General features: G+C 65.7%; 14 protein-coding genes. 4 read left to right on the top strand and 10 right to left on the bottom strand.

Going from position 1 to position 15,734, the window contains the following annotated elements; genetic code table 11:
* Positions 1 to 17: 17 nt before the first annotated feature.
* The gene (locus tag GQ57_RS28560) at positions 18 to 803 is read right to left on the bottom strand and encodes an IclR family transcriptional regulator (protein WP_031401803.1); all 786 of its coding nucleotides are present in this window, start codon (positions 801 to 803) and stop codon (positions 18 to 20) included.
* Between the two features lie 310 nt (positions 804 to 1,113).
* Between GQ57_RS28560 and pcaF the strand changes: the two genes are divergently transcribed.
* Positions 1,114 to 2,316: a 3-oxoadipyl-CoA thiolase gene (gene pcaF / locus GQ57_RS28555; protein ID WP_034199644.1), complete on the top strand. Its 1,203-nt coding sequence runs from the start codon at positions 1,114 to 1,116 to the stop codon at positions 2,314 to 2,316.
* 108 nt (positions 2,317 to 2,424) lie between these two features.
* On the opposite strand, the gene GQ57_RS28550 is transcribed toward pcaF, so the two are convergent.
* The 3 genes from GQ57_RS28550 to GQ57_RS28540 form a co-directional block, all read right to left on the bottom strand.
* Positions 2,425 to 2,904, bottom strand: a complete 480-nt coding sequence (locus tag GQ57_RS28550) for a DUF523 domain-containing protein (RefSeq protein ID WP_425322005.1) — start codon at positions 2,902 to 2,904, stop codon at positions 2,425 to 2,427.
* Positions 2,905 to 3,027: 123 nt separating this feature from the next.
* On the bottom strand, positions 3,028 to 3,588 hold the full coding sequence (locus tag GQ57_RS28545) for a GNAT family N-acetyltransferase (protein ID WP_034199643.1): 561 nt from the start codon (positions 3,586 to 3,588) through the stop codon (positions 3,028 to 3,030).
* A complete protein-coding gene (locus GQ57_RS28540; protein WP_031401799.1) occupies positions 3,585 to 4,442 on the bottom strand; it encodes a class I SAM-dependent methyltransferase in 858 nt (285 codons plus the stop codon). Before GQ57_RS28540 ends, GQ57_RS28545 begins: the two co-directional genes overlap by 4 nt.
* Positions 4,443 to 4,759: 317 nt before the next feature.
* Between GQ57_RS28540 and GQ57_RS28535 the strand changes: the two genes are divergently transcribed.
* The gene (locus GQ57_RS28535) at positions 4,760 to 6,304 is read left to right on the top strand and encodes a methyl-accepting chemotaxis protein (protein ID WP_031401798.1); all 1,545 of its coding nucleotides are present in this window, start codon (positions 4,760 to 4,762) and stop codon (positions 6,302 to 6,304) included.
* 413 nt (positions 6,305 to 6,717) lie between these two features.
* Positions 6,718 to 8,262 carry a methyl-accepting chemotaxis protein gene (locus GQ57_RS28530; protein ID WP_034199642.1) on the top strand — a complete coding sequence of 515 codons (1,545 nt, stop codon included), beginning with the start codon at positions 6,718 to 6,720 and terminating at the stop codon, positions 8,260 to 8,262.
* A 66-nt stretch (positions 8,263 to 8,328) separates the two neighbouring features.
* On the opposite strand, the gene GQ57_RS40340 is transcribed toward GQ57_RS28530, so the two are convergent.
* The 6 genes from GQ57_RS40340 to GQ57_RS28520 all read right to left on the bottom strand — a co-directional run bounded on the left by GQ57_RS40340 (position 8,329) and on the right by GQ57_RS28520 (position 14,055).
* The gene (locus tag GQ57_RS40340) at positions 8,329 to 8,775 is read right to left on the bottom strand and encodes a hypothetical protein (protein ID WP_081896792.1); all 447 of its coding nucleotides are present in this window, start codon (positions 8,773 to 8,775) and stop codon (positions 8,329 to 8,331) included.
* A 68-nt stretch (positions 8,776 to 8,843) separates the two neighbouring features.
* Positions 8,844 to 9,335, bottom strand: coding sequence for a hypothetical protein (locus GQ57_RS40335; protein WP_081896790.1), 492 nt, complete (start codon positions 9,333 to 9,335; stop codon positions 8,844 to 8,846).
* Positions 9,335 to 10,009 (bottom strand): M35 family metallo-endopeptidase, encoded by a 675-nt coding sequence (locus GQ57_RS40330; protein WP_075123046.1) that lies wholly within the window; start codon positions 10,007 to 10,009, stop codon positions 9,335 to 9,337. Before GQ57_RS40330 ends, GQ57_RS40335 begins: the two co-directional genes overlap by 1 nt.
* Complete coding sequence (locus tag GQ57_RS40325; protein ID WP_081896789.1) at positions 9,996 to 10,550, bottom strand: PAAR domain-containing protein; 555 nt, start codon at positions 10,548 to 10,550, stop codon at positions 9,996 to 9,998. Before GQ57_RS40325 ends, GQ57_RS40330 begins: the two co-directional genes overlap by 14 nt.
* A 662-nt stretch (positions 10,551 to 11,212) precedes the next feature.
* Positions 11,213 to 12,682: an NADP-dependent succinate-semialdehyde dehydrogenase gene (gene gabD / locus GQ57_RS28525; protein ID WP_034199641.1), complete on the bottom strand. Its 1,470-nt coding sequence runs from the start codon at positions 12,680 to 12,682 to the stop codon at positions 11,213 to 11,215.
* Positions 12,683 to 12,771: 89 nt separating this feature from the next.
* A complete protein-coding gene (locus GQ57_RS28520) occupies positions 12,772 to 14,055 on the bottom strand; it encodes a 4-aminobutyrate--2-oxoglutarate transaminase (protein WP_031401794.1) in 1,284 nt (427 codons plus the stop codon).
* 126 nt (positions 14,056 to 14,181) lie between these two features.
* Here GQ57_RS28520 and pdxR point away from each other — a divergent pair, with 126 nt between their 5' ends.
* The gene (pdxR, locus tag GQ57_RS28515) at positions 14,182 to 15,693 is read left to right on the top strand and encodes a MocR-like pyridoxine biosynthesis transcription factor PdxR (RefSeq protein WP_031401793.1); all 1,512 of its coding nucleotides are present in this window, start codon (positions 14,182 to 14,184) and stop codon (positions 15,691 to 15,693) included.
* The last annotated feature ends 41 nt before the right edge of the window (positions 15,694 to 15,734 follow it).

Genomic DNA, 15,734 nt, shown 5'->3' with positions numbered 1-15,734 from the left:
GCATGACCGCTTGCCGCTCATCCGCGCCGCGCGACCAGTTCCGACACGGTCTGCGCGGCCTGCTGCAGCGGCCCGAGAAATTCCTTCACCATCTGCTTCGCGGTGTGCCGCTGCGCGTTGCCGCTGATGTTCATCGCCGCGATGATCTGCCCGCGCCGGTTGCGGATCGGCGCGGAGATCGACATCAGGCCCACTTCGAGTTCCTGGTCGACCACGGCCCAGCCCTGCTGGCGCACCTGCGCGATCGTCGCCTTCAGTTCGCCGAGGTCCGTGATCGTGCGCGGCGTATGCGCGCGGATGCCGCTTTGCGCGAGCGTTTCGTCGAGCGCCGCGTCGTCGAGCGCGGACAGCAGCACGCGGCCCATCGACGTGCAGTACGCGGGCAGCCGGCTGCCGATCGACAGGTTGATCGTCATGATCTTGTGGGTCGGCACGCGCAGCACGTAGACGATCTCGGTGCGGTCGAGCACGGCCGCCGAGCAGCTTTCGTGGATCTGCGCGGACAGTTGCTCCATCACCGGGTCGGCGAGATTCCAGAACGGCATCGACGTCAGGTACGCGAAGCCGAGTTCGAGGATCTTCGGCGTGAGCCGGAACAGCCGGCCGTCGGCCTCGACGTAGCCAAGCGTCTGCAGCGTGAGCAGGATCCGGCGCGCACCCGCGCGCGTCAGGCCGGTGGCCGCCGCGACTTCGGTGAGCGTCTGCTCCGGGCGCTGCGCGTCGAACGCGCGGATCACCGCGAGCCCGCGGGCGAACGACTGGACGTAGGAGTCGCCGGGTTTCTGAGTGTCTTCGGTTGTCATGAGCGGTCGGAATGTCGTGCAGCCGAGAAGATAGCGCATGGGGCCTGACACGCCAACCGCACGGCAGGCCGGGCGCTTGACAGGTCGTCCCCGGACTCCCTATGATGCGTTGAACGTTCGATACACGATCTTATGTTCGTATATAGAACATTTAAGCGCATCCCGGCGGGCAATGCAAGGGGCGCGCCCCGTTCATTTCCCCGCGTTGCAGGTGGCCGCAGCGGGCGCCGGTTCTCCGGTGCCGGCCGACCGCGAAGCGTGGGACCGGAGCAAGCGCGCCCGCGCCCGTTCCGGCCGACTGGAGACACTGATGACCGAAGCTTTTCTGTGTGATGCGATCCGTACGCCGATCGGGCGTTACGGCGGTGCGCTGTCCGGCGTGCGCGCCGACGATCTCGGCGCGGTGCCGCTCAAGGCGCTCGTCGAGCGCAACCGCGACGTCGACTGGACGGCGATCGACGACGTGATCTACGGCTGCGCGAACCAGGCCGGCGAGGACAACCGCAACGTCGCGCGCATGTCGGCGCTGCTCGCGGGCCTGCCGCAGGGCGTGCCGGGGTCGACGATCAACCGCCTGTGCGGTTCCGGGATGGACGCGGTCGGCGTGGCCGCGCGCGCGATCAAGTCCGGCGAGGCCGCGCTGATGATCGCGGGCGGCGTCGAGAGCATGACGCGCGCGCCGTTCGTGATGGGCAAGGCCGCGAGCGCGTTCGCGCGCCAGGCCGACATCCACGACACGACGATCGGCTGGCGCTTCGTCAATCCGCTGATGAAACAGCTGTACGGCGTCGACTCGATGCCGGAGACGGCCGAGAACGTCGCGGTCGACTACGGCATCAGTCGCGCCGACCAGGATCTGTTCGCACTGCGCAGCCAGCAGAAGGCTGCGCGCGCTCAGCAGGACGGCACGCTCGCCGACGAAATCGTGTCCGTCACGATTCCGCAGAAGAAGGGTGATCCGGTGGTGGTGTCGCGTGACGAACACCCGCGCGAAACGTCGCTCGAGGCGCTGGCCAAGCTGAAGGGCGTGGTGCGCCCGGACGGCTCGGTGACGGCCGGCAACGCGTCGGGCGTCAACGACGGCGCAGCCGCGCTGCTGCTCGCGAACGAGGCCACCGCGAAGCGCTTCGGCCTGACGCCGCGCGCCCGTGTGCTGGGCATCGCGACGGCCGGCGTCGCGCCGCGCGTGATGGGTATCGGCCCCGCGCCGGCCACGCAGAAGCTGCTCGCGCGGCTCGGCATGACGATCGACCAGTTCGACGTGATCGAGCTGAACGAGGCGTTTGCGTCGCAGGGCCTCGCGGTGCTGCGCATGCTCGGCGTCGCCGACGACGATCCTCGCGTGAACCCGAACGGCGGCGCGATCGCGCTGGGCCACCCGCTCGGCGCATCGGGCGCGCGTCTCGTGACGACCGCGATGTACCAGCTGCATCGCACGAACGGCCGCTTCGCGCTGTGCACGATGTGCATCGGCGTGGGCCAGGGCATCGCGATCGCGATCGAACGCGTCTGACGCATGTCATGCGGCGACGCGGCCGGATCCGCGCCGCGTCGCCGCTTGACCGCCATACCGCTGGTGCAACGATGCGCGGCACGACGATCGTCGTGCCGCGCATCGTCGTTAACCGGCCTGCGAAATCAGCTTGAGACGTGCGTCGAGCGCATCGATCTCGGTATCCGCGAACACCTCGATGCCGTGCTCGCGCAGCAGCGCGGCGGTAACGCCGTCGCCCGCGTGCCGCCGGTTCGCGAAACTCCCGTCGTAAATGAACGTGCTGCCGCACGACGGACTGCCGTCGGCGAGGATCGCGAACCGGCAATCGTGCGTGCGCGCCAGCGCCAGCGCGGTGTGCGCGCCGGACACGAACGGCGCGGTCACGTCGGTACCGTTCACGTCGACGATGCGCGCGGCGCCCGACAGGACCCGCTGCCCCGACGCGCCGTCCGCGATCTCGGCGGGCGGGCGCGGCACGCTGAAGCCGCCGGCCAGCTCGGGGCAAACGGGCACGAGGCGCCCTTCGCGCTGCCACCGTTCGAGCGCCTCGTGCGCGGCGGTCTTCGCCGAGCCGTTGTAACGAACCGGATGACCGACCACACACATGCTGACGAGGATCTTGGGCAGCGCCTGCGGCTGCGGTTCGTTCTGCAATTGCGCTCTCCGTGATGGCCGATGGCGGCCGTGGCAAGGCGGGAAATTCTACGCTGCGCGCGCATGCGCGGCGCGTCAGGCCGCCGGCCCTTCCAGATGAATGTCTTCCGGCTCCAGCGCGTAGAGCGCCGGATCGGGCGATGCGCTGACCGTGAAGCCGAGCCGCAGGTAGAAGTCGATCGTGCGCTGTGACGGCGTGGCCGACACGTACAGGCGCGCGGCGCCCATGGCGCGCGCCTGCGCCCGGGCCGCGCGATGAAGCTGCTCGCCGAGCCCGCAGCCGCGCCAGTCGCGGCTCACGTGCAGGAACTTCAGTTGCAGCATGTCGCGGTGCGGGCCGAGCGGCCGGCTGTCGACGACGGCCGCCGCGACGAGCCGCGCGCCGTCGAACGAGCCGAGGAACCAGCCGCCGCGATCGTGGCAGTCGAGCAGGATCGGCGTGTAGTGGTCGGCTTCGCCGTCGGGCCAGCCGCCGACGTCGTAGAACTCGGGTACGCGCTGCAGCGTGCCGTCGCGCAGCACGTACAGGTGCTCGATGATTTCGCGCCGGTCGATGGTCCACACGAGCGGCACCTCGTCGCGTGCGAGCAGGCGCGCGGACAGCGCGTCGCGTTCGGCGGCGGTGCGGCGCGTCATGCGGCCACCCGGTGCGCGGCGATCGCGTACATCAGCGGCAGGCGCGGCATGCCGTCGGGCGGCGCCATCCGACGGCCGTCCAGCTCGCGCATGCCGTCGAAGCCCTTCCAGCCGTTCGCATACGGATATTCGGTCAGGCGGCCGATCGCGAGCCCGGCCGACACGAGTGCGTTCACGACGTCGCCGATGCCCCACATGAACTCGTAGCTCGGATGCGGGTTCGCGAAATCGACGACGCCCGGCTGGTCGTGCTGCGCGCCGAGCCCCGTGCCGGACGCGGCGACATAATCGCCGACGCCCGACGGCTCCTCGGTCGCGCCGGTCTTGAAGTAGTCGTAGCGCGGCGTCCAGTGCGGGTCGAAATACAGCGCGAACGGATGGAACTCGACCATCGCGAAGCGGCCGCCCGGCGCGAGCAGCGCGGCGATCCCGCGCGCCCACGCGGTCAGGTCGGACAGCCAGCAGAGTGCACCGTACGACGTGAATACGCGCTCGAAGCGCTCGCCGCGCGCGGCCGCCGCGGGCATCCAGTCGAGCACGTCGGCGCGCTCGAAGCGCGCGGGCAGGCCCGTGTCGGCCGACAGTCGCTGCGCAAAGCCGATCGCTTCGTCGGAGATGTCGACGCCCGTCGCGACCGCACCTTCCCGCACGAGGCTGAGGGTGTCCTGCCCGGCGTTGCACTGCAGGTGCAGGAGCCGCAGCCCGGCGACATCGCCGAGCAGTTCGCGTTCCTCCGGAAAGAGCGTCGAGCCGCCCGCGCGGAAAAACGCGGCCTGGTCGCCTTTGTGGCTGTTATGCGCGACGGTTGCCGTATTCCAGGACAGCCGGTTCAGTTCGTGCAATGCCTTTTTCATCAAGTGCGCATATCGGTTGAATGAAGCCTGCAGAAGGATAAACGGAATCGTTTCTTCGTGCGCAACGGTTGACGGCATTGGCGTTTCGTGTGGCGCGATGTGACGGGAGCGTGAACGGTCGCGTCGATTATTTCGTCATTATTTGATCGAAATCATGGCATTGGCCGAAACGGATATTTTATGCGGGGAAAGGGTAAGGTTTTTCCCGAATATGCCGACAGCAAATGAAGACCGTCGTAAAGCGATAAACCGTTTTTCGGCTACTGAGCGTGAAGTCAGCGCGGCGCGGACGACAGATCCGCCTTTCGGAGCCTTGCATGCGCAATAACCAGCCCGTTACCCAACAGGAATTCGACTTTCCCGACGACGTCACGCTGATGTCGACGACCGACGCCGACAGCGTCATCACCTACGCGAACACCACGTTCGCGCAGGTGAGCGGCTTCACGAACGAGGAACTCGTCGGCCAGCCGCACAACGTGGTGCGCCACCCGGACATGCCGCGCGAGGCGTTCGCCGACATGTGGGAGACGCTCAGGCGCGGCGAGCCGTGGACCGCGCTCGTGAAGAACCGCCGCAAGAACGGCGATCATTACTGGGTGCGTGCGAACGCGATTCCCGTCATGCGCAACGGCGAGCCGCAGGGCTACATGTCGGTGCGCACGAAGGCGCCGGGCGACGAGACAGAGGCCGCCGACGCGCTGTATCGCGCGTTTCGCGAAGGCAAGGCCGGCCAGCGCCGGTTCCACAAGGGGCTGGTGATCCGCACGGGGCTGCTGCGCGTCGCGTCGCTGTCGCAGACGATGTCGGTGCGCGCGCGCGTGCTTTCGGCGCTGTGCGTGCTGGTGCCGGTCGTCGTCGGCACGGGCTGGGCGTGCGGGCTGGCCGGCGGCGGGCTCGCGGCGTTCGCCGGCGTGGCGGTCGGCGCGGCGGCGGCCGCCGGCCTGTGGCTCGACGCGCAGATCGTCCGGCCGCTGAAGCGGCTGCACGACCAGGCGCTGAACGTCGCGACCGGCGAGAGCCGGCGCGGCGTGCGGATGAACCGCGTGGACGAGATCGGCATGACGCTGCGCACGATCAACCAGCTCGGGCTGATGTTCCGCTGGCTCGTCGACGACGTCAGCGAACAGGTGCACAACGTGCAGCGCGCGAGCAACGAGATCGCGCAGGGCAACAACGACCTGAGCGCCCGCACCGAGCAGGCCGCGTCGAGCGTGCAGGAGACGGCCGCGTCGATGGCCGAGATGACGGCGACCGTCGACAGCAACGCGGAAACCGCGCTGCAGGCGAACCGGCTCGCGATGTCGGCCAGCGAGGCGGCCGGGCGCGGCGGGCAGGCGGTGGGCGAGGTCGTCGCGACGATGAGCGACATTACCGCCAGTTCGCGCAAGATCGCGGACATCATCGGCGTGATCGACGGCATCGCGTTCCAGACCAACATCCTGGCGCTGAATGCGGCGGTCGAGGCGGCGCGCGCGGGCGAACAGGGGCGCGGCTTCGCGGTCGTGGCGGGCGAGGTGCGCGCGCTCGCGCAGCGCAGCGCGAACGCGGCGAAGGAGATCAAGACGCTGATCGGCGCGAGCGTCGACCGGGTCGAATCGGGCGCGCGGCGCGTGGACGAGGCGGGCAAGACGATGGAGGACATCGTCACGCAGGTGAAGCGCGTGTCGGACCTGATCGCGGAGATCAGCTCGTCGACGGTCGAGCAGAGCACGGGCGTGTCGCAGGTCGACCAGGCGGTCGTGCACCTGGACAACATCACGCAGCAGAACGCCGCGCTGGTCGAGCAGAGCACCGCGGCATCCGAGAGCCTGAAGCAGCAGGCGACGCGCCTCGTGGACGCGGTGAACGTGTTCCGGTGATCGTCGGGGCGCGCACCCGGCGTGCGCGCCCGATCGATGCATTCCGGTTGTCGCGCGCGATGCGCATCCGGATTTGCCGATTCAATAGAAATACGCAGCACGAGCAACAACCGTATCAAGGATTTTGTATTGATGTTTTAAGTCGATTTTAAAGAATGGCGCATAATAATCAGATGAATAGCCGCCAAACCCTTGCCTGGTCTTGCTTTCCATTTCATCAATAAATGAATGTTTTGGTAAAAGCAGGATGATGCGCGTCTAATGAATGTTTTCACTGATACACCATAATGTTTTTGCCGAATATGCCGAAAGCGCAGGAGTCAGATTCATGCGCATACGGCCAGGCCGTATTGCGCGGGGTCTCGATTCAATCGACAAGCGGACGCAAGATCCGTTACCCGGAGCTCCACACCATGCGCAATAATCAACCCGTCACGCAACGCGAATTCGATTTTCCCGAAGACGCGACGTTGATGTCGACCACTGACGCGAACAGCTACATTACGTACGCGAATGCGGCATTCATCCAGGTCAGTGGATTTTCTCCCGAAGAGATCGAAGGCCAGCCGCATAACGTCGTGCGCCACCCGGACATGCCGAAGGAGGCGTTCGCCGACATGTGGGCGACGCTCAAGGGCGGCGAGCCGTGGACCGCGCTCGTGAAGAACCGCCGCAAGAACGGCGATCACTACTGGGTGCGTGCGAACGCGATTCCCGTCATGCGCAACGGCGAGCCGACGGGCTACATGTCGGTGCGCACGAAGGCTTCGCGCGACGAGATCGCGGCGGCCGAAGCGCTGTACAAGACCTTCCGCGAAGGACAGGCGGGCAACCGCCATTTCCACAAGGGGCTGGTCGTCCGCAAGGGGCTGGCCGGCTTCGCGTCGCTGTTCCAGACGATGTCGGTGCGCACGCGGCTCCATGCATCGCTGTGCGTGCTCGCGCCGGTCGTGATGGCCGGCGGGTGGGCGTGCGGGCTGACCGGCGGCGGGCTTGCGGCGTTCGCGGCGGTGACGGCGGGCGCCGCCGCGGCCGCGGGGCTGTGGCTCGATGCGCAGATCGCGCGTCCGCTCATGCAGTTGCGCGACGCGGCGCTGAACGTCGCGACCGGCGAGAGCCGGCGCGGCGTGCGGATGAACCGCGTGGACGAGATCGGCATGACGCTGCGCACGATCAACCAGCTCGGGCTGATGTTCCGCTGGCTCGTCGACGACGTCAGCGAACAGGTGCACAACGTACAGCGCGCGAGCAACGAGATCGCGCAGGGCAACAACGACCTGAGCGCGCGCACCGAGCAGGCGTCGACGAGCGTGCAGCAGACGGCCGCGTCGATGGCCGAGATGACGGCGACCGTGTCGAGCAATGCGGAGACGGCGCTGCAGGCGAACCAGTTGTCGGTGTCGGCGAGCGAAGCGGCCGGGCGCGGCGGTCAGGCGGTGAACGAGGTCGTCGCGACGATGAACGACATCACCGCCAGCTCGCGCAAGATCGCGGACATCATCGGCGTGATCGACAGCATCGCGTTCCAGACCAACATCCTGGCGTTGAATGCGGCGGTCGAGGCGGCGCGCGCGGGCGACCAGGGGCGCGGTTTCGCGGTCGTGGCGGGCGAGGTGCGCGCGCTCGCGCAACGCAGCGCGAATGCGGCGAAGGAGATCAAGACGCTGATCGGCGCGAGCGTCGAACGGGTCGAATCGGGTGCGCGGATCGTCGACGGCGCGGGCAAGACGATGGAGGACATCGTCACGCAGGTGCGGCGCGTGTCGGACCTGATCGCGGAGATCAGCTCGTCGACGGCGGAGCAGAGCACGGGGGTCGCGCAGGTCGACCAGGCGGTCGTGCATCTGGACAACATCACGCAGCAGAATGCGGCGCTGGTCGAGCAGAGCGCCGCGGCGTCCGAGAGTTTGAAGCAGCAGGCGACGCGGCTGGTGGATGCGGTGAACGTGTTCAGGTGATCGCGGGGATGTGCGAGGAAGGCGGCCCGCGTTGCGCGGGCCGGCGTCGGGGGGCGTCGTGCTACGTCACGGCGCACTCGGTACGGGATTCGGGTTCGGGCAACGGTGGCCGGGGCATCCGGAACTGACGTTCACCTCGACGCGTCGCCCGGATTGACCGAACTCGTCCGGCTTGAAAATTTTCCCTGCCAGAGCGCTTTTCTCGCCACGGATCGAATGCTGATCCAGCACTGCCATCACGTTTTCCGCTCGTTGCGTTGCAAGCTGCTGCGCATTATGTTCGGTTTGTTCGGCCAGTCCGATAAGCCACACCGTATCAAGGATCGGAAAGCACTTGCGCATGTCGCTCGACCATACCGGCAACCGCGACAGTTCGGTTGGAGAAATCGCGCTCGAATCAGCATTGAAAACTATATCGATGTAATGGGCGGGCATGTTCGACGCGCCGTCACAGGCGAGCGCTGCATCTGCGCGGCTCAATACGAGCGCGGCGGCGAAGAGTTTAGTCGCCATCGATATCGTACCCGCGGCACTGTCGGCGTTTCGGAATGAGCGCATGTGCATGCGCGAGCGTTCAGGGATCAGCGATCGATGAGTTTGCTGTGTGGTGTTACGCGAGGGTCGTTGCACATCCATGCGCAGCTACCTTTGCATATCGGCGTAAATTCCACGACTATCTGATTGGTTTTTATTGTTCCGTCAGGCCGTCGTGTAATCATTTCATCGGTGAATGTCTTTTTGTCGATGAAGATGTGATCGGCATTGATGCCTAGCTGTTTTAAGTAATCTTTTATGTTTTCTCCGCGCATGGTCTTCAATTTTTCGATGTTTTTCTCGTGAACAAAGGCGCCTGAAATTACTATTGCTTGAATTTTCACGTCAGGCCATTTCTTTGCCTCGATGACGCTATCGGCTATCGTCACTCTGTCCGCATTGGAAAGTGTGGTTGCGTTGAGTGGAAGTTGCAGCCGCGCTTCCTCACCTATTGTGCATGCCATCGCCACGTTCGATAGCATTGTCGACAGAGTAAGCGTACAGGCTGCAACGCCGGATTTGAAGGAATTTCGGCTCATTATTCGATTGTCTTGTCAAAGGTTGCTATGTATCCGGTAATGCTGTCGGCATTGCTCATGGCGAGATCCGGATTTTTCATTGCGAAAATCTTCATTCCGGATTCGCTGTTTCCATACATGATGTCATCCGAATCGAATGTGTCGATGAAGTGAGTGCACTCGTGAATTAGTATCTTTATTTGTGCCTCATGATATAACTCGCCAAACGAGTTGCTGCAAAATGAAGAGTAAATGGCAATGATTCGCTTGTCGGAGTCGGGCTTGCAAACGGCGGCACGGTTTTGGTTGCTGTCAGGTACGACTGCGCAAGATAGATTCCTGCTGGTTTCGCTGTCCCATCGAACAATTTTTTCTGGCACTAACTCTTGCATCGCGGAGCGCAGTCGTGGAAGGCCGGCCGACAACGTGGTGCGAACCTGCGCGTTGGCGCGCCCAAAATAAGTTGTGACCCGTGCTTGTTCTCCCGCGTCCCATCTCGCTAGCGCTGCAATGCGAGCATTAATCAGATGGACGGCTTCGTCGCGAGCGCGTATTACGATCTTTCTGAACGCTTCATTGCTCATGTTCGGGCATATCGGCTTCGTGTTGATATCGACATACACCTTGGAACCGGGCCTTGTGTTCGTCATGGCCGTGTCGTGTACCAGCACGTAGTCGTCTTCAGGATGCGGCATTTCCACTCCTTGCTATCTCGAACTTGAGCGATTCTGCATACACTGTCGTGACGCGTTGCGTGTGGCCTGCCGCGTCTGTCACGCCGGTGAATATCTTTCCGGATGACAGGCGAATCCGATAGGGAACGTACGCGAGCGGTCGCCCGCTCTCTGCTTCGCGTAGTACATACTGTTCGTCATGTGTGTCCGATGCGATTACATGCCGGGCGGGTGCGAATGCAGAGCGCGTGGTCGTTGAGTGTGCGTTGCCGCGGCCACTGTTGCCATCGCTGTAGAAAAAAGTGCAATCGCTGCCAGCGATGAGCAGGTTTTGCCCGCACGGGCAGAGTACCGCGTCGCCCTCCAAAGCCAAGCATCTCCCGCGAGATATCAAGCGTACCGCGCTGCCAACTATCGGAAACGTTCCCGCGCAATTTCCGCACGTCGCCTGGTCACCGTCTACGGCAATGGTTTTGCTGTTGCTGAACATGTTTGACGAACCACTGACGACGACTCCACCTGTCGTTGTCGGGTCGCCGATCCTGACTGCCCGTCGGCTCATGGCTATCTCCTCAATCGAAGTGGGTAAAGACCGGATCGGCTGACTCCGGGTCATGAAACGAGTATTGATCGGCTGTGGCGTCTTCAGCTGCGACGGCCGGCGGCATATTCCTCTTCCATGGACTTGGATACCTTATGCAAGGACAAGCTATGGACGGTGACCTGTGAGATTTTCCTTGTCTATAGGATGAGTACGATTTTGTTTTGAAGTGCGACAGAAGTGGGTGATGTGAAACGATCGTTGACGCCGAGGCGAGGGAGGGTTCGGCAGAAAGCGGCTGGGCGGTGGCCTACCCGTAAATCATGCCGGCGACTGTTGACGTGTGTCACTTCGCATCCGGATCGAACGGCACGTGAGTGCGCTGACTCTGCGCACACGAGACCGTCGGGAAATGTTCATGCGCGGACACCCCGGATCGAGACGGAGCACTCAATCCAGCGGCTTGCAGCGGAGCGAGAAACGAGACTAGAGGGATAGTCGCGCGCGATATGAGGTATCGGCGGATGCAACGTCGGAATCGAGTGCGCAGTGCGGGCCGATCTCGTGCGCAGCGAGATGAGAGATGACGCGGGCGCGACGGAGAGGGACGCCGGCCCGCGTCGGACCGCCCGGTTCCGGCCGGGCGGTCAGGGCCCGTCGCCGAGGCGGCAGGCCCTGAACCGTCAGACGGCCAGGCAGAGGTACTTGATCACGACGTAGTCGTCGATGCCATAGTGCGAGCCTTCGCGGCCGAGGCCCGACTGCTTCACGCCGCCGAACGGCGCGACTTCGTTCGAGATCAGGCCCGTGTTCACGCCCACCATCCCGTATTCGAGCGCTTCCGCAACCTTCCACACGCGGCCGATGTCGCGGCTGTAGAAGTACGCGGCGAGACCGAACTCGGTGTCGTTCGCGAGGCGGATCACCTCGTCGTCGCTGCCGAACTTGAACAGCGGCGCGAGCGGCCCGAACGTCTCTTCCTTCGCGACCTTCATCGCCGGCGTGACGCCCGTCAGAACGGTCGGCTCGAAGAAGCCGTGGCCGAGCGCGTGGCGCTTGCCGCCCGTCACGACGGTCGCGCCCTTCGCGAGCGCGTCCTCGATGTGCGCCTCGACCTTCAGCACCGCCGCTTCGTTGATCAGCGGGCCTTGGGTGACGCCCGGATCGGTGCCGCGTCCGACCTTCAACTGGCCGACCGCCGCCGCGAGCTTCTGCGCGAACTGGTCGTACACCGCCTCATGCACGTAGAAGCGGTTCGTGCACACGCAGGTCTGGCCGCTGTTGCGGTACTTCGACGCGATCGCGCCCTGCACGGCCGCGTCGAGATCGGCGTCGTCGAACACGATGAACGGCGCGTTGCCGCCGAGTTCCAGCGAGACCTTCTTGACCGTCGCCGCGCATTGCGACATCAGCAGGCGGCCGACCGGCGTCGAACCGGTGAACGACAGCTTGCGCACGATCGGGTTGGACGTCAGCTCGCCGCCGATCGCCTTCGGGTCGCCCGTGACGACGCTGAACACACCGGCCGGCACACCCGCGCGCTCGGCCAGCACGGCCATCGCGAGTGCCGAGAACGGCGTCGCCTCGGCCGGCTTCACGACGATCGGGCAGCCTGCGGCGAGCGCCGGGCCGACCTTGCGCGTGATCATCGCCGCCGGGAAGTTCCACGGCGTGATCGCCGCGCACACGCCGATCGCTTCCTTCGTCACGACGATGCGCTTGTCGCTCGCCGGCGTCGGGATCGTGTCGCCGTACACGCGCTTGCCTTCTTCGGCGAACCATTCGAGGAACGATGCGGCATAGCCGATCTCGCCTTTCGCTTCGGCCAGCGACTTGCCCTGCTCGGTCGTCAGGATCAGCGCGAGGTCGTCGGCGTTTTCCATCATCAGGTCGTGCCACTTGCGCAGGATGACCGCGCGTTCCTTCGCGGTCTTCTTGCGCCACGCCGGCCATGCGGCGTTCGCGGCTTCGATCGCGTGACGCGTCTCGGCCGTGCCCATCGCCGGCACGGTGCCGAGCAGGCCGCCCGTCGCCGGGTTGCGGACTTCGAACGTCTCGCCGTTCGTCGCGCCTTGCCATTCGCCGTTGACGTACGCCTGCTGGCGGAACAGCGACGGGTCTTTCAGTGCCAGGGTTTCCTGAACCGTGCTCATATGCATCACCTGCTTTGAAATGGACGGATGAAACGGCCGCCGCCGTCGTGAAGACGGCGGCGGCGCATTCAATTGAAGTCGAAGGGAACTCAGGCCGGCACGCCGACCGTTTCCTTCAGCACTTCCTCGAGGATCGCGAGCGCTTCGTCGAACACGGCTTGCGGGATCGTCAGCGGGAACAGGAAGCGCACGACGTTCGAGTACACGCCGCACACGAGCAGCAGCAGGCCGCGTTCGAGCGCGCGGGTCTGCACGCGCTTCGTGAACTCGGCATCCGGCTCGCCCGAGCCCGGCTTCAGGAACTCGACCGCGATCATCGCGCCCGGGCCGCGCACGTCGGCGATCTGCGGCACGTCGGCCTGCAGCGCGTTCAGCTTCGCCTTCAGCACGTCGCCGAGTTGCGTGGCGCGCTCGCACAGCTTCTCTTCGTCGATGATCTCGAGCACCGCGTGCGCCGACGCGACCGCCAGCGGGTTGCCCGCGTACGTGCCGCCGAGGCCGCCGGGGGCTGCCGCGTCCATCACGTCGGCACGGCCGACGACGCCCGACAGCGGCATGCCGCCCGCCAGGCTCTTCGCCATCGTGATCAGGTCGGCCAGCACGTCGTAGTGCTGCATCGCGAACAGCTTGCCGGTGCGCGCGAAGCCCGTCTGCACTTCGTCGGCGATCAGCAGGATGCCGTGTTCGTTACAGATCTTGCGCAGCGCGCGCACGAATTCGGCCGGCGCCGGGTTGAAGCCGCCTTCGCCCTGGACCGGTTCGAAGATGATCGCGGCAACGCGCTTCGGATCGATGTCGGCCTTGAACAGCATCTCGATCGCCTTGATCGAGTCGGCCGTCGTCACGCCGTGCACGGCGTTCGGGTACGGGGCGTGGAACACGTCGCCCGGGAACGGGCCGAAGTTCAGCTTGTACGGGGCGACCTTGCCGGTCAGCGCCATGCCCATCATCGTGCGGCCGTGGAAGCCGCCCGAGAATGCGATCACGCCCGGACGGCCGGTCGCGGCGCGCGCGATCTTGATCGCGTTTTCGACGGCTTCGGCGCCGGTCGTGAAGAACGCGGTCTTCTTCGGGAAATCGCCCGGCGCACGCGCGTTGATCTTCTCGGCCAGTTCCACGTAAGACGCGTACGGGACGATCTGGTAGGCGGTGTGCGTGAAGCTGTTCAGCTGATCCGCGATCGCCTTGACGATCTTCGGGTGGCGGTGGCCGGTGTTCAGCACCGCGATGCCGGCGGCGAAATCGATGAAGCGGCGGCCTTCGACATCCCACAGCTCCGCGTTCTCGGCGCGGGCGGCGTAGAAATCGCACATCACGCCGACGCCGCGCGGGGTGGCGGCGTTCTTGCGGGCCTGCAGGTCGGCATTCTTCACGGTCATCTCCTTGATGTTCTTTCCGGTGAGTAGGGAATCGGGCGCCTTGGCAGCCCATGCAGGGGAATATAATCACATTTGGCTCTGGCAATCAGAGCCATTTCAATAAATATACAGGAGCCAATCATGCGCGCGAGCGTGTTGTCGGACTGGCTGGCGCAGCGCCTCGTGCGCGGCGGCGAACAGCCGATCTACCGGCAGCTTCACCGGCTGCTGCAACAGGCGATCCTGTCGCGCGAACTGCCGGCCGGCACACGCGTGCCGTCGTCGCGGCTGCTGGCCGCCGAGCTCGGGATCGCGCGCAATACGGTCACGCAGGTTTACGAACAGCTTGCGCTCGAAGGCTACGTGAACTCGGCGACGGGCCGCGGCACGTTCGTGGCCGACAGCGCGCCGGACGAGATCGTCGGCGCGCCGCCCGACGCGGCGGCCGGCCCGGCCGTCATGCTGCCTTCGTCCGCGCGGCGGCTGTCGGCGCGCGGCACGCGGCTCGTCGAAGGGGCCGGTGTGTCGAAGCGCCAGGGCGGCGCGTTCATGCCGGGCGTGCCCGATGTGTCGCGCTTTCCGGCGCGCGTGTGGACGCGGCTGCACAACAAGTACTGGCGGCGCCTGCGCCCCGATCTGCTGACTTACGCGCCGGGCGGCGGGCTCGCGCTGCTGCGCGAGGCGCTGGCCGACTACCTGCGCACGTCGCGGTCGGTGCGCTGCACGCCCGAGCAGATCGTGATCACGACCGGCATCCACCAGTCGATCGACCTCGCGGTGCGGTTGCTGACCGACCCGGGCGACGCGATCTGGACCGAGGATCCGTGCTACTGGGGCGTGCGCAGCGTGCTGAACGTGTCGGGGCTCAAGACGCGGCCGGTTCCGGTCGACGACGAAGGCATCGCGCCGTCGGCCGCCGATCTCGCCGAACCGCCGAAGCTGATGCTCGTCACGCCGTCGCACCAGTATCCGCTCGGCATGGTGATGAGCCTCGCGCGGCGGCGCATGCTGCTCGAATACGCGCGCCAGCACGGTTGCTGGATCATCGAGGACGATTACGACAGCGAATTCCGCTACGGCAGCCGGCCGCTTGCGTCGCTGCAGGGGCTCGATACGGCCGGGCAGGTGATTTACGTCGGCAGTTTCGGCAAGACGCTGTTCCCCGGGTTGCGGGTCGGCTATCTGGTCGCGCCGGAGCCGCTCGCGGAAAGCTTCGCGACCGCGAGCGCCGAGCTGTATCGCGAAGGGCAATTGCTGCAGCAGGCCGTGCTCGCGGAATTCATCGCGGAAGGGCACTTCGTGTCGCATATCCGCAAGATGCGCACGCTGTACGGGCAGCGCCGCGAGGTGCTGCTCGACGCGGTCGCGCGGCGCTACGGCGACACGCTGCACGCGCTCGGCAGCGACGCGGGGCTGCATCTGGTGACGCAATTGCCGCAAGGCGTCGACGATCGCGCGGTCGCGCAGGCCGCGCTCGAACGCAATATCGTGGTGCGGCCGCTGTCCGGCTATTACGCGGACCGCACGCGCGCGGCGTCGGGGCTGCTGCTCGGCTATGCGTGCGTGCCGGAGGACGAGATCGCGACCGCGTTTGCCACGCTCGCCGAGGCGATCGACGAGCGGGCGTTCGGCGGCGCGGTCGCGTTGGCCTGAGCGCGGGGCCCGGCCGCGGCATCGGGAGGCGACGCCTGGCT

This window comes from Burkholderia sp. MSh2 (genome assembly GCF_000731655.1).
In the GTDB taxonomy this organism is placed as follows: domain Bacteria; phylum Pseudomonadota; class Gammaproteobacteria; order Burkholderiales; family Burkholderiaceae; genus Burkholderia; species Burkholderia paludis.
This window is presented reverse-complemented; position numbering and strand designations above follow the sequence as displayed.